General features: G+C 76.0%; 8 protein-coding genes. 2 read left to right on the top strand and 6 right to left on the bottom strand.

Annotated features, from left to right (window positions below; all coding sequences use genetic code 11):
• From EBO15_RS26935 to EBO15_RS26945, 3 genes are all read right to left on the bottom strand, one after another.
• The coding region (locus EBO15_RS26935) for a hypothetical protein (protein WP_147481659.1) at positions 1-1,184 on the bottom strand (1,184 nt) is incomplete at its 3' end.
• 494 nt (positions 1,185-1,678) lie between these two features.
• Positions 1,679-2,614: a serine hydrolase gene (locus EBO15_RS26940; RefSeq protein ID WP_122197250.1), complete on the bottom strand. Its 936-nt coding sequence runs from the start codon at positions 2,612-2,614 to the stop codon at positions 1,679-1,681.
• Positions 2,611-3,609, bottom strand: a complete 999-nt coding sequence (locus EBO15_RS26945) for a LysR family transcriptional regulator (RefSeq protein WP_122197251.1) — start codon at positions 3,607-3,609, stop codon at positions 2,611-2,613. The genes EBO15_RS26940 and EBO15_RS26945 overlap by 4 nt, the downstream gene beginning before the upstream one ends.
• Positions 3,610-3,730: 121 nt before the next feature.
• Here EBO15_RS26945 and EBO15_RS26950 point away from each other — a divergent pair, with 121 nt between their 5' ends.
• Positions 3,731-5,386 (top strand): penicillin-binding transpeptidase domain-containing protein, encoded by a 1,656-nt coding sequence (locus EBO15_RS26950; protein WP_122197252.1) that lies wholly within the window; start codon positions 3,731-3,733, stop codon positions 5,384-5,386.
• A 228-nt stretch (positions 5,387-5,614) separates the two neighbouring features.
• On the opposite strand, the gene EBO15_RS26955 is transcribed toward EBO15_RS26950, so the two are convergent.
• Complete coding sequence (locus EBO15_RS26955) at positions 5,615-8,476, bottom strand: AfsR/SARP family transcriptional regulator (RefSeq protein WP_158628361.1); 2,862 nt, start codon at positions 8,474-8,476, stop codon at positions 5,615-5,617.
• Positions 8,477-8,605: 129 nt separating this feature from the next.
• On the opposite strand from EBO15_RS26955, the gene EBO15_RS26960 reads away from it, so the two are divergent.
• Positions 8,606-11,584, top strand: a complete 2,979-nt coding sequence (locus tag EBO15_RS26960) for an AfsR/SARP family transcriptional regulator (RefSeq protein ID WP_122197254.1) — start codon at positions 8,606-8,608, stop codon at positions 11,582-11,584.
• Positions 11,585-11,594: 10 nt separating this feature from the next.
• On the opposite strand, the gene EBO15_RS26965 is transcribed toward EBO15_RS26960, so the two are convergent.
• Both EBO15_RS26965 and EBO15_RS26970 read right to left on the bottom strand, forming a co-directional pair.
• Entirely contained in the window at positions 11,595-12,623 is a 1,029-nt protein-coding gene (locus EBO15_RS26965; protein ID WP_199744829.1) for a magnesium transporter CorA family protein, read from the bottom strand.
• On the bottom strand, positions 12,620-13,681 hold the full coding sequence (locus EBO15_RS26970) for a LacI family DNA-binding transcriptional regulator (protein WP_122197284.1): 1,062 nt from the start codon (positions 13,679-13,681) through the stop codon (positions 12,620-12,622). Before EBO15_RS26970 ends, EBO15_RS26965 begins: the two co-directional genes overlap by 4 nt.
• Positions 13,682-13,686 lie beyond the last annotated feature (5 nt).

A 13,686-nucleotide genomic window follows, 5' to 3' on the forward strand; every position in this document is an offset into this window, starting at 1 on the left:
GCCGTGCCCACCGTCGTGCTCGCGCCCGCGAGGACGCGGTCGAGCGCCGCGGTCAGCTCCGGCTGGTCCACCAGGCCCGTGGACGGCGCGGCGGGGACGGCCGCGGGCTCGCCCGGGGCGGGCTTCAGCCGGTCGGCGAGCGGGTTCGGCACCCGGCGGCGCGGCGCGAACAGGCGCCGGAGATCGGTCTGGAACTGCACGACCGGAATCCACTCCGGGCGCGGGAACCACGGGTCGCCGGGCAGTCCCTGGACGATCGCGACGAACCGCATCGCCATGTCAAGCCAGGCGCGGCAGGCGTCCGCCGCCCCCGACACCAGGGCCGCGACCAGCCACGACCGGGTCTGCTCCTGCCACGCCGCCGCCTTGAACCCGCGCCGCTCGACGGGGAACCGGGCGCGGACCTCGCGGTACCGGTCCTCACCGACCGCGACCGCCAGCTCGGGCGGGACGTGCTCCATGCTGCCCTGGAGCAGCAGGTGGACGAGATGGGTCTCGACGGACTCCTCGCGGGGCGCGACGGCCATCAGGTGGTCGCGCGCCGCGAGCAGCCCCTCGCACACCCACTCCAGGTAGCCGACCGGGCCGAGCAGCTCCGGGACGGCCGTCAGGACGCGTTCCGGCGCGTGCGCGTGCCACTGCTCGCGCAGCTCCATCTTCGGCAGGTTGACCTCGCCGGACGGCGGCGCGTCGTACAGCTCGATCAGCGCGCGGCGGCGGTTCTCCAGCGGCTCGATGCCCTCCAGGGCGACCAGGCAGTCGCGGGCCAGCTCGATCGCGAGCTCCCGGTCGGGGGCCTCGACCAGCCAGTCCAGCGGCGGTCGCCACCGGCCGCCCGGCGCGTCGCAGCGGGTCATCCGGGTGCTCAGCGGGGCGGGGTTCGCCAGGTGCCGGTAGAGCAGGCGCTCGGGGAGCTGCGACCAGGACCCGGCCTTGATCGCGCCGCCGCCGGGCAGGAACGCCAGGATCGCGAAGATCTCGGCGGTGACCAGGGACGCGGGCAGCGTGAGCAGCTTGTGCTCGTCGGTGGTCAGGCCGGCCGCGCGCGGGTCCGCGGCGAGCGCGTCGATCCGGGCGGCGACCTCCTCGAACAGGCCGTCCGGGACGCGCCACGGGCCGTGCGCGTACACGTCCAGGACCGGCTCGTCGGTGAGCAGCAGTTCCAGGTGCTCCGGCAGCCGCAACGCATTCTCCCCAGGGACGTCCAAAACAGGGGTACAGCCTACGTTTCCGGACGTGTCGCCCGTCCGGGATCCGGGCCTCGCGACCCGGCGCCCGGATCCCGCGTCCCGGTTCCGGGCGCTTCCACCCGGAACCGGCCGCGTGCTCCGGTCCGCCCGGCGTCTCCCAGGTTCCGCCGGACCTCGCCAGTCTCCGCCTCCCCGCCCGTTCCGTCGAGAGTGGGATTCTCGGTTGGCGGGTACCGGCCGCCCGGAAACGCCGGACCCGGACGTGCCGACCCGCCCGGAGCTGTCCGGAACCCCCTCTGACCTGCGCGGTAATCCAGCGTTGATCGACTCGTGTCAGGGTCGGTCCCGTCGGCGCGCCTCCAGGGGGTTGGAAGGCGTGCCGAGCGTTGGCCTGGCCTTTTGACGACCGCTGCGTTCTGGTCAGGCACTCCCTCAGCGCGGATCCCGGACGGTTCGCCGTCCGGGATCCCGCCGATTCCGGGGGTCGCTCAGACGGTCCGGCGCAGGGCCTCGACGGCGAGGCGGGCGGCGGTGCCGATCACCGCGTCCGCGCGCGGCGCGACCGCCACGGGCTCGGCCGCGCGGGTGAAGACGGCCACGGCGTAGCGTCCGCCGTCCGGGTACTCGACGACCCCGATCTCGTTACGCACGGTGAGCAGCGTCCCGGTCTTGCCGCTGACCCGGACGTCGTCGCGCGGGAACCCCGAGGACAGCCGGTGCGGCCACACCTGGAGGCCGAGCAGGCGGCGCATCTGCGCGCACTCGGGCGCGGGGGCGGCCTCGTCCCGCCAGATCATCGACAGCAGCCGGGTGAGCTCGCGCGGCGTCCCGTCGCTGGTCCGGGACGGGTCGAGCGAGCCCAGCCGGTCGAGCATGCCCGGCTCGTCGACGCGCTGCCAGAGCTCGCCCAGGTCGGCGGCGCCGGAGTCGGCGAGCAGGGCGGCGAACAGGTCCCGGCCGTCGCCGGTCACGTGGACGCGGGTCAGCCCGAGCGCCCCGAGCGCCGCGCCGATCTCGTCCCGGCCGACGCGCGCGTAGACGGCGTCCGCCGCCGCGTTGTCACTGACCGTGATCATCAGGCAGGCCAGGTCGCGCAGCGACATCGTGACGTCGTCCAGCATGACCGACAGGCCGGTGCCGCCCTCGGTCCGCTCGGCCGGGCACAGCGTGATCCGCTCGGCCGGGTCCAGGGCCCCGCGCGCGGCCAGCCGGAAGAACGCGACGAGCAGCGGCACCTTGTAGACCGACGCGAGGACGACCGGCTCGTCCGCGCCGACGCCGAGCTCGCGCCCGGTGTCGACGTCCACCGCGTGGAGGTGCCCGGCGACGCCCGCGTCGGCGAACGCCCGCTCGATCGCGGCGACGGCCTCCCGCGCGGCCGCGGAGCCGGGCGCGGGCGTGGTCTTGCGCAGCCGGGCGGTCATGCCAGGAACCCGGAGGACGGGCGCAGGACGACCCGCCGCGGCGGGACGGCGTCGAGCGGCCGCATCGCGGCGACCTCGCGCAGGACGTCGGTGGTCACGGCCGCGAAGTCTGCCACCGGCCCGGTCGAGGTGTCTCCCGCAGGTCCAGCGGTCCTGTTGCGCCGCCAGGCGCACGAGGTGCGCAGGGCCAGCGGCGCCCCGGCCAGCGGCCGCCACACCGCCCCGCCGCCCGGGTCGTTCGTGCCGTTCACGTCGGCCGGGCGCGGGACGAGGGCGACGGCCGAACCGGACAGGACGAGCCCGAGCGCGAACTGCGGGTGCCGGGCCTCATGGACGGCGGCCGGGACGAAGCCGTTGCGGCGGCAGGACGCCATGAGGTCGTCGTGGACGCCGGGCGCCTCGTCGCGCGGGAAGAGCACCAGGTCACGGCCCGCGAGCGCGTCCACCGGGGGTTCGGGTGCGGCGGCGAGCGGGTCGTCGGCCGCGAGCAGGACGCCGAGGGGCTGGGCGAGCATGGGGCCGAGGGAGAGGTCGCGGGTGTCGCACGGATGGCGCAGGACGGCGATGTCGAGCGAGCCGTCCGCGAGGGCCCCGAGCTGCTCGGACGTGCTCGCCTCGCGCAGCGTGAGCCGCAGGTCGGGACGCCGGTCGCGGAACGCCGACACCAGCGCCGCGACGACGTCCCCGCCGAGGTCGGACGGCAGCCCCGCGCGGACGAGCCCGACCTCGCCGCTGCGGGCGCGGGCCGCGACCTCGCGGATCCGGTCGACCCGTCCGAGGACGTCGCGCGCCTCCGGCAGGAGCAGCCGTCCGGCGGCGGTCAGCTCGACCCGCCGGCTCGTCCGGTCGAAGAGTCTCACCCCGAGTTCGCCCTCCAGCCTGCGGATGCGCTGGCTCAGCGGCGGCTGGGCCATGCCGAGGCGCTCCGCCGCGCGGCCGAAGTGGAGTTCCTCGGCGACGGCGACGAAGTGGGCGAGATGCCCAACGATGTCCATGAGCAGGAACGATATCAATTCCCGTCATGCTGCGGAATCGATATGACTCTTGGACACAACCCCGTTGACCTGGTGTTCTGTCAGCTCACCGCACCAGCTCACCGAACCAGAGGGGGATGTCATGACCCGATCCCGGTGGGCGGCCGTAGCCGCCGCCGTGACGGCCGTCGTGCTCGTGGGAGCCGGGGGATTCTGGCTGCTGGGGGGAGGCGGCGACGGGCCGGAGGGCACCGCCGGCCGGTTCACCGCGGCGTGGAGCAAGGGGGACTACGCCGCGATGCGCGACCTCACCGCGAACGCGCCCGCCGACTTCACCACGCGGCTCGCCAGGCAGCGCGGCGACCTCGGCGCGACCGCGCAGGAGTACACGGTCGCGTCGGTCGGCAAGCCGAAGGGCGGCGAGGCGGGCGGCGCGTACTCGGCGCGGCTCACGCTCGCCGGAGGCCGCACCTGGAGCTACGACGGGACGCTCGGCTTCACCAAGTCCGGCGGCACATGGAAGGTGGACTGGGCACCGGGCCTTCTCTACCCGGCGCTCAAGGAGGGCCAGCGGCTCTCCGCCGCCCGCGCCTGGCCGAGCCGCGGGACGATCGGCTACGCGGACGGCTCGTCCATGGAGGGTTCGCCGTCGGGGTCCGTTCAGCAGATCGTCGGGCCGGTCGGCCCGGCGGCCGACGAGGTGGCGAAGGGGCTCGGAGCGCCGTACCGCAAGGGTGACCCGGTCGGTGTGGACGGCCTGAACAAGCAGTACGAGAAGCGTCTCGCGGGGACGCCCGCACTGACCGTCCAGATCGTCGACGCGAGCGGGAAGCCGGTCTCGACGATCAAGCGGTTCGGGGGCCAGGACGGGCGGCCGCTGCGCACGACGATCGACGCGAGGACGCAGAAGGCGGCCGGGCAGGCGCTGTCGAGTGCGGACAAGCCCGCGTCGTTGGTCGCGCTGCGTCCGTCCACGGGGGAGATCCTCGCGATCGCGAACAAGCCGGGCGGCCTGAACCGGGCGCTCCTCGGCCGCTACCCGCCGGGCTCGACGTTCAAGGTCGTCACGGCCGCCGCGCTCGTCGCGGGCGGGATGGACGCCGGCACCCCCGTCCCGTGCCCGGCGACGATCAACGTCGGTGGCCGGACGTTCAAGAACTACCAGCACGAGAGCTTCGGGACGGTCCCGCTGCGGGACGCCTTCGCGCACTCCTGCAACACCACGTTCGCGCAGCTCGCGGTGGAGAGGCTCGGGCGGAAGAGGCTGACGGAGGTCGCGCGGCAGTTCGGGTTCGACGCGCCGATCGTGGGCGGGCTGCCCGCCGTCCGGGCGGCGTTCCCGGGCGCCAAGGACGACACCGCGTTCGCCGCCGAGGCATTCGGCCAGGGCGAGGTGCTGACCAGCCCGCTGAACATGGCGAGCGTCGCGGGCGCGGCGGCGGACGGCACGTGGCGGACGCCCCGGATCGTCCCGGCCGACCTCGCCTCGCAGGCGGCCGACGCCGGCGGGCGTCGGCCCGAACCGCCGCACCGGCTGGACCCGGCGATCAAGACGGCGCTGCACTCGCTGATGCCCGCCGTCGTCACCGAGGGCACCGCGAACGGCGTGGACTTCCCGTCCGGGACGGCGGGCAAGACCGGCACGGCCGAGTTCGGCGGCGGCGACGATCCGCCCACGCACGCCTGGTTCATCGGATACCGGGGCGACCTGGCGTTCGCCGTGATCGTCGAGGGCGGCGGGACCGGCGCCGAGGCGGCCGCGCCGATCGCCGCGACGTTCCTCAAGGCGGTCTCCTGAGACCGGATCGACGGCGTTGAACGGTTGTTGATCGGGATTCGGCAGTCTGGACCCAGACGGGCCGGGTGCGAATGACGGTCGACCTCGTTTCTTGGCGGGGGCGGGGTCTGGATCTCCGTCGGCTACGGGCGCGCCCGGCCCGACCCCCCAGTGCCGGGTGTCGGCGGGTACGTCCTCCTGGCGTTGCGGACGACCCGCCGGCACCCGCCACGACGGGGCCGGACCAGGTCAGGGCGCCAGGCGGGCGCGGACGGCCGCGGCCTCCGGGCGGCCCTGCCCGTCGAGGATCCGCAGCGCCTCGGTCCAGTGCGTCCGGGCGTCGGCGTCGTCGCCTCGCGCGGCGAGCGACCGGGCGAGCGCGTCCAGCGCCATCGCCCGCCCCCACGCGTCGCCCATCTCGCTCAGGACGGCCAGCGCGCCCCGCGCGTCGGCCTCCGCGGCCTCGGCGGCCCCGGCGTCGCCGAGATCCAGGCGGGCGTGCGCGACCCGGAACAGCGACAGGCCCTCCCACACGCGGTAGCCGCCGGAGCGGAAGTGCTCCAGCGCCTCGACCCACAGATCCAGGATCTCGCCGGGGTCCCGGACGTCCCGCAGGACGATCGCCGCCTGGTAGAGGGCCCACCCGATGCCGAACGCGCCGCCGAGGTCGCGGTGCAGCGCGAGTCCGGCGGTCGCGGCCTCGGCCGCCTCGCGGGGATGTCCGGCGTCGAGCAGGGCGCGGCCCATCGCGGCCAGCGTGAGGCCCTCGCCGTGCCGGTCGCCGTGCTCGCGGAACGCGGCGAGCGCCTCGCGGCCGAGTTCGAGGGCCTCGTCGTGGTGTCCTCGCAGGTAGGCGGAGTTCCCGAGGCGTCCGAGGGCGTCGGCGGCGGTCCAGGTGTCGCCGGTCTCACGGGCCCTCTCCAGGGCGGTCCGGCAGGCGGCCTCCGTGTCGGCGAACCGGGTGGCGTGGTAGTGCAGCCGTCCGAGGAGCAGGTGGGCGCGGCCTTCGGCGCGCCGGTCGCCGTACTCGGCCGCGCCGTCGATGACCGCCTGCGCGGCCTGCGCGCACGCGCGCGCGTGGAAACCCGAGTTGACCAGCGTGTCGGTGAGCAGCAGCAGGTCGGCGGCGGGGCCGGGCAGCCCGGTGCGCGCGGCCTGGCCGATCACCGCGAGCAGGCCCGGGGCCTCGGCGAACATCCAGTCCCGCGCGGCGGCCTGGTCCGCGAAGACCGCGCCGGACGGGCGCGGGCGGGCCCGCCCGTCGCCCGGGTTGATCGCCAGGTGGGCGGCGCGGGTGGTGGTCAGCCAGAAGTCCACGAGGCGGGCGAGCGCGGCGGCGCGTTCGGGGGCGGGCTCGTCCGCCTCGGCGCGCTGGCGGGCGTACAGGCGGAGCAGGTCGTGGTAGCGGTACTGGCCGGGGACGGCGGAGCGGAGCAGGCTGACCCGCTCGAGCGCGCCGCACAGCTCGGCGGCCCGGCCGGGCGGGACGGCGAGGACGGCCGCGGCCGCGGGCACCGAGAAGGACGGCCCGTCCGGGAGGGCGAGCAGCCGGAACGCGCGCCGCAGCTCCGGGGTGAGCTGGTTGTACCCGAGCTGGAACACGGCCTCGACGGCGAGGTCGGCGACGCGCAGCTCGGAGAGGCGGCGGCGCCGGTCGGCGAGCCGGTCCACCAGGGACCGGACGGTCCAGGACGGCCGGGCGGCGAGGCGCGCGGCGGCGACGCGGACGGCGAGCGGGAGGTGCCCGCACGCCTCGAGCAGGTCGCGGACGGCGCCCGGTTCGGTGTCGACCCGGTCGGGTCCGGCGATCCGGACGAGCAGCTCGCGGGACTCGTCCGGGGCGAAGACGTCCAGGTCCACGCCGGGCACGGGCGCGGGAAGGCGGGCCCGGCCGGTGACGATCACGGTGGTCCCGGGGGCGTCCGGGAGCAGCGGGCGGATCTGGGCGGCGTCGCGCGCGTCGTCCAGCACCATGAGGACGCGCCGTCCGGCGAGGACGCGGCGGAGCAGCGCCGTCCGGTCGCCGAGGTCGTTCGGGACGGCGTCGGGCGCGACGCCGAGGGCCTTGAGGAACGCGCCGAGGACCAGGTGCGGGTCGGCGGGCCGTTCGTGGGCGCCGTGCAGGTCGGCGAAGAGCTGGCCGTCCGGGTGGTCGGCGCGCAGGAGGTGCGCGACGCGCAGGGCGAGCGCCGACTTCCCGACGCCCGCGACGCCGGTGACGGCCGCGACGCCGGTCTCGGCGAGGACGCGGCGCAGCTCGTCGACCTGGGCGGTCCGCCCGGTGAAGTCGGCGACCGCGCCGGGGAGCTGCGCGGGCCGCGCGCTCGTCGCGGGCGTGGGCGAGGACGCGGCGAGAACCCGCCGGTGGAGGGCGGTCAACGCGGCTCCGGGTTCGATGCCCAGCTCGTCCACCAGGACCCGGCGCGCGTCGAGGTAGACGTCGAGCGCCTCGGCGGGACGGCCCGACCGGTACAGGGCGAGCATGAGCAGTTCGCGCGGTCGCTCACGCAGCGGATAGGCGCTGATCAGGAGTTTCAGCTCGTCGACGGCCTCGGCGTGATGCCCGAGCCGGACGTCCAGGTCGAGCCGGGCCACCTGCGCCGCCACCAGCCGCTCGGTCAGTCGCACGCGCTGGGCTTCGGCGAAGGGCCCGGGGACGCCCGCGAGGACCTCGCCTCGCCACAGTCCGAGCGCTTCGATGAGCAGGTCTCGTGCGCGCGCGCGGGCGCCGTCCGCGTCCGCCCGCTCGGCCTCGGTGACGAGCCGCGCGAACCGGAGCGTGTCGGTCGCCTCGTACGGGACGCGCAGCGCGTACCCGCTGCCGACCGTCACGAGCACTTCGGGCGCTCCGCCCGCGATTCGGTCGGGCTCGAAAAGGCGACGCAGCCGGGACGCGTAGGTGCGCAGCGTGCCGAGCGCGCGCGGCGGGGGATCGCCGTCCCAGACGGCGGAGACGAGCTCCGGCGCGGACACCGGCGCGCCCTCGCGGAGCAGCAGGACGGTGAGCAGGGCGCGCTGCTGGGGCGAGCCGAGATCGAGCTCGGTGTCCCCGCGCCAGCCGCGCGGCGGGCCGAGAAGGCCGAACCGCAGGGGCGGGATCCGCGTCTCCATCGGGGAAAGGGTAGATCGCCGCAGCTCATGACCGAACCCCGCCCGCTCGGAGCGGCCGGGGCCCGGTCCGGGGCGCGGCCCGAGGGACATGGCCTATCGATCACCTGATTTAGGCCAGAATGGGCGTTTATGGACAGCGATCGGGGGCTCCGGTTCGCCGTGCTGGGCCCGGTGCGCGCCTTCCGGGACGGCACGGAGCTGCCGCTCGGCGGCCCGCAGCAGCGCGCGTTCGTCGCCGCCCTGCTCGCCGCCGGAGGCCGCGGACTGCCGATGGACCGGCTCGTCGCCGCGCTCTGGGGCGACGAGCCGCCCGCCCGCGCCGTCGGGACCGTCCGCACCTACGCGTCCCGGCTCCGCCGGGCGCTCGAACACGACCGGTCGAGGCCCGAGATCCTCCTGTCCGAGGGCGACGGGTACGCCCTGGTCGTCCCGGACGACGCCGTCGACGCGCGGGCCTTCGAGGCGGCCGTCGCCCGCGCCGGCGAGGCCCCGCACCCGGCCGCCCGCCGCGACCTGCTCGACGGCGCGCTCGGCGGGTTCACCGGCGTCCCGCTGACCGGCGTCCCCGGCCCGGACGCCGACGCCTGGCGCACCCGCCTCGCCGAACGCAGGCTCGACGTCCTGCTGACCCGCCTCGACCTCGACCTCTCCCTCGGACGGCACGCCGCCGCGGTCGCCGAGCTCGGCCTGCTCGCCAAGGAGCACCCGCTGGACGAACGCGTCCACGGCCTCCTGATGACGGGCCTCTACCGCTGCGGACGCCAGGCCGAGGCGCTGGCCGCGTTCGCCGAGGCCCGGCGCGTCCTGGAGGCCGAACTCGGCGTCCGGCCCGGCCCCGGGCTCACCGGCCTGCACCAGCGGATCCTGCGCAACGACCCGTCCCTGGACGCCGGGGACCACGAGGCCGTTTCCTTCCCCGACCCCCTCCCCGCCCCCGAGCCCCGGCCCGAGCCGGAGCGGCCCGTCCTGCCGAGGCCCGCCGCGCTCCCCGCCGACCTCCCCGACTTCACCGGGCGGGCCGCCCTCGCCGCCGAGCTCGCCCGCGCCCTGACCGTCCCCGCCGAGGAGCGCGCCGCGCCCCTGGTCGTGGGCCTGTGCGGCGTCGGCGGCGTCGGGAAGACCGCGCTCGCCGTGCACGTCGCGCACGCCGTCCGAGCCGCCTACCCCGACGGCCAGCTCTACATCGACCTCCAGGGAGTGGGGGAGAACCCGCTCGACCCCTGCGTCGTCCTCGCCGGGTTCCTGCGGGCGCTCGGCGTCCCGAAGGACGCCGTCCCCGACGGCGAGGCCGAGCGGGCGGCGCTCCTGCGCTCCCGCCTCGCCGACCGGCGCGTCCTGATCCTGCTCGACAACGCGCGCGACGCCGCGCAGATCCGCCCGCTGCTGCCCGGCGACCGGGGGTGCGCCGTCCTGGTCACCGCCCGCGCCCGCCAGGGCGGCCTGCCCGGCGCCCGGCACGTCGACCTGGACGTCCTCGACCCCGTCGAGGCGATCGAGCTGTTCGCCGCGATCGCGGGCCGGGACCGCGTCGCCGCCGAACGTGCCGCCGTCGTCGACATCGTCGGCCTCTGCGGGCTGCTGCCGCTCGCCGTCCGGATCGTCGCCGCGCGCCTCGCCGCCCGCCCGTCCTGGACGGTCGCGACCCTCGCCGCGCGCCTCGCCGACGGCCGCCGCCGCCTCGCCGAGATGCGGATCGGCTCGCTCGCCGTCGAGGCGACCTTCCGGCTCGGCCACGACCAGCTGACCCCGGCGCAGGCCCGCGCGTTCCGCCTGCTCGCCCTGCCCGACGCGAACGGCCTGTCGGCGGAGGCCGCGGCCGCCGCGCTCGGCGAGACCGACGTGCTCGCGGTCGAGGACCTCCTGGAGTCCCTGGTCGACCTCGGCCTGCTCGACTCGACCGCGCCCGGCCGCTACCGCTACCACGACCTGCTCTGGCTGTTCGCGCGGCAGACCGCCGAACGCCTGGACGACGCGGACGCGCGGGTCGTCGTGCCCGTCCGGCTGCTGACCCACCTGCTGACCGTCCAGCGCGCGGTGACCGGGCTCGTCCGCCCCGGCCTGTTCACGTCCGGGACGTCCGAGACCGCATCCGCGCCCGCACCCGGGATCGACTCCGCGCCCGGGTTCGACTCCGCGGCCCGCGCCCGCGACTGGACGTTCGGCCACCTCGACATGATGCTCACGATCGTCCGGCAGATCGCCCGCGAGGGTACCGCGCCCGCGATGGCCGCCGACCTGCTGTTCGCCCTCGATCCGCTGATCGAGGAGGGCTACCGCTGGTGCGAGGTCGAGTCCGCCGCGCGCGCCCTCGCGGGCGACGCGTCCGGGCCGTACGCGCAGGGCCGGGCCCGCTACGTCCTCGGCCGGGTCGCCGTCCACACCAGCCGCCTGGACGAGGCGGGGGAGTCCGCCGGGCGCGCCGCCGAGCTCGCCGCGTTCGTCGGTGACACCGCGCTGCGCGTCGCGTCCCACGACCTGCTCGCGCACGTCGCGTTCTACCGGCTGCGCCCGCGCGAGGCCGCCGGGCACCTGGAGCGCGCCCTCGCCCTCGGCCGGGAGCTCGGCGACCGCGCCGGGGAGATGGAGCGCCTGGCGAGCCTCGCCTACACGCACGTCGAGCTGGACGAGCCCGAGCGGGCGATCGACTGGGCCGAGGCCGCCCGCGACCTCGCCCGCGACCTCGGGTACGGCGCGGGCGAGGCGTACGCGCTCTACACCCTCGGCATGGCCCTCGACCGCGCCGGATGGCTCGACGAGGCCGTCGCCCGCTACGACGACGCGCTCGCGATCTGCTGGTCGCAGGGGCTGCGCGCCCGCGAGTCCTACGTCCTGCTGCGGCTGGCCGAGACGCAGCTGCGGCGCGACCGTCCGGAGGAGGCGCTCGCGACCGCCGGTCAGTCCCTCGCGATCGGCCGCGAGATCGGCGAGGAGTTCCAGGTCGGCCGCGCCCGCGTCGCGCTCGGCCGGGCGCACGCCGCGCTCGGCGACACGGCCGCCGCCCGCGCCCGCTGGACCGAGGCCCTGGACGTCTTCACCCGCCTGGAGGTCGCCGAGGCCGACGAGGTCCGTGCCCTCCTGTCCGGCCTCCGCGCCCAGCGCGAACCCTAGGACCGGCCGCTCAGAGCCAGTCGCGCCGCTTGAACAGGACGTACAGCCCCACGCTCAGCGCGGCGATCGCCAGGCTGCTGAACCAGAACCCCCACGCGTGCCCGAACCCCGGGTACGGGACGTTCTGCCCGTAGAACCCGGTGATCGCGGTCGGGACGGCGATGATCGCGGCCCAGCTGGTGACCTTCTTCATCACCTCGTTCAGCCGGTTGCCCTGCAACGCGATCCGGGTGTCGAGCAGGTTCGCGATCAGGTCGCGCAGGCCGTCGGTGAACTCGCCGACCCGCAGGGCGTGGTCGTAGACGTCCTGGTAGTAGGGGATCAGCGGTTGCGGCACGAGCCGGACGTCCCGGCGGAGCAGCGTGTTGAGGATCTCGCGCATCGGCAGCGACACCCGGCGCAGCATGAACAGGTTCTTGCGCAGCCTGAAGCTGCGCTCCTGGATCTCCCGCACCGGGAACGCGTCGTCGAAGATCAGCTCCTCCAGCGCGTCCGCCTCGTCGTCGAACGCCTGCGCCGCGCCGAGCTGGTGGTCGACGACCAGGTCGAGCAGCGCGTACAGCAGCAGCCCGACCGTGGTGGACGCCGAGTCGCCGCGGGTGATGTCGGGGCTGCGGTCCCAGCGCCGCACCAGTTCCTCGACCGGGAACCCCGGCTCCGGCCGGACGGTGACGACCGCCGAGTCCGTCACGAACGCCGACACCTCGAACATCCGCATGTCCGCGCCGTCGACGACCGGCAGGTAGAGGTTGAGGAAGAGGTAGTCGGTGTAGCGGTCGAGCTTGGTGCGCTCATGCCGGGAGACGGCGTCCTCCACGGCGACGGGGTCGAGGTTCAGCTCGCGGCTGATCACGCGCATCGCGGTGCGCTGCGGCCCGCACAGGTCGAGCCAGACGACCGTCTCGTCCTGTTTCAGGTACTCGCTGACGTCGTCGACCGGGAAGCCCTCCGCCACGAGGACGCCGTCGTGCCACGCGCGGGTGCGCGGAGGCTCGGCGTACTCGTCGTCCTCGTCGTCCTCGGGCGGCTGCGCGATCACGCCTTCTTCCTACCCTGCCCGGTCGCCACCGTCGACACCGCCTTCGTCGCCGGCGCGGGCGCCTCCGGCGCGGGCCCGGTCGAGCCGCGGACGACCAGCTCGCCCGGCAGCGACAGCGACCCGGGACGCCCGCCCTCCAGCAGCCGCAGCAGCGCGTCCATGCCCGCCGCGCCCAGCTCGCCCGCGGGCAGCCGGACGGTCGTCAGTTCCGGTTCCAGCGCCGCCGCCAGCAGGACGTCGTCGAACCCGGTCACCGACAGGTCGCGCGGGATCTCCAGGCCGCGCGCCCGCGCCGCCTTGTACGCCCCGGCCGCCATCACGTCGTCGTCGCAGACCAGCGCGGTCGGACGGTCCGGGCCGCCGAGCAGCCGCGCCGCCGCGTCCTTGGCCGCCGCGACGTCGAGCGCCGCGTCCTCGCGGACGAGGGTCGCGCCCGGGACGTCCGCCACGGCGTCCGCGAGGGCCCGCCCGCGCGCGTGGAACGTCCACTGGTCGATGGACGTCGCGACGTGCCCGAACCGCCGGTGGCCGAGCCCGGCCAGGTGCGCCACGATCGCGCGCATCGCGTCCTGGACGTCGAACACCACGGTCGGGGCCTCGGCCGACGGGTCGGAGTCGAGCATCACGACCGGCACCCCGGCGAACCCGCTCAGCACGTCCTCGGCCAGCGAGGACGCCAGGATCCCGTCGATCGCCTCGTGCGCCGCCGCGAACGGGCTGTCGGCGGGGCCCGCGTCGTCCGGCCACGGGTAGGCCACGACCCCGAACCCGTGCCGGGCCGCGGCCCGCGCCGCGCCCTCGTACACCGCGCCGAAGAACGTCGCCGTCAGGGTCGGCACGACCAGCATCACCGTCCGCGTGGACCCGAGCCGCAGGCTGCGCGCCGCGCGGTTCGGCCGGTATCCGAGCCGCTCGGCGGCCTGGTGGACGGCCGCCGCGGTCGCGGGCGACACCCGCCCCGGCCACTTCCCGCCCAGCACCAGCGAGACCGTGGACTGCGACACCCCGGCCGCCTTCGCCACGTCCCTGCTCGTCGGGCGGCTGTGTTGACTGGACATCCGGC

It is taken from the genome of Actinomadura harenae, assembly GCF_003696215.1.
Lineage (GTDB): Bacteria > Actinomycetota > Actinomycetes > Streptosporangiales > Streptosporangiaceae > Spirillospora > Spirillospora harenae.

Bases quoted from the DNA above. Each gene is read 5' to 3' on its own strand.
- EBO15_RS26960 (WP_122197254.1), top strand. From the start codon at position 8,606: ATGGACAGCGATCGGGGGCTCCGGTTCGCCGTGCTGGGCCCGGTGCGC.
- EBO15_RS26955 (WP_158628361.1), bottom strand. From the start codon at position 8,476: ATGGAGACGCGGATCCCGCCCCTGCGGTTCGGCCTTCTCGGCCCGCCG.
- EBO15_RS26940 (WP_122197250.1), bottom strand. From the start codon at position 2,614: ATGACCGCCCGGCTGCGCAAGACCACGCCCGCGCCCGGCTCCGCGGCC.
- EBO15_RS26970 (WP_122197284.1), bottom strand. From the start codon at position 13,681: ATGTCCAGTCAACACAGCCGCCCGACGAGCAGGGACGTGGCGAAGGCG.
- EBO15_RS26945 (WP_122197251.1), bottom strand. From the start codon at position 3,609: ATGGACATCGTTGGGCATCTCGCCCACTTCGTCGCCGTCGCCGAGGAA.
- EBO15_RS26950 (WP_122197252.1), top strand. From the start codon at position 3,731: ATGACCCGATCCCGGTGGGCGGCCGTAGCCGCCGCCGTGACGGCCGTC.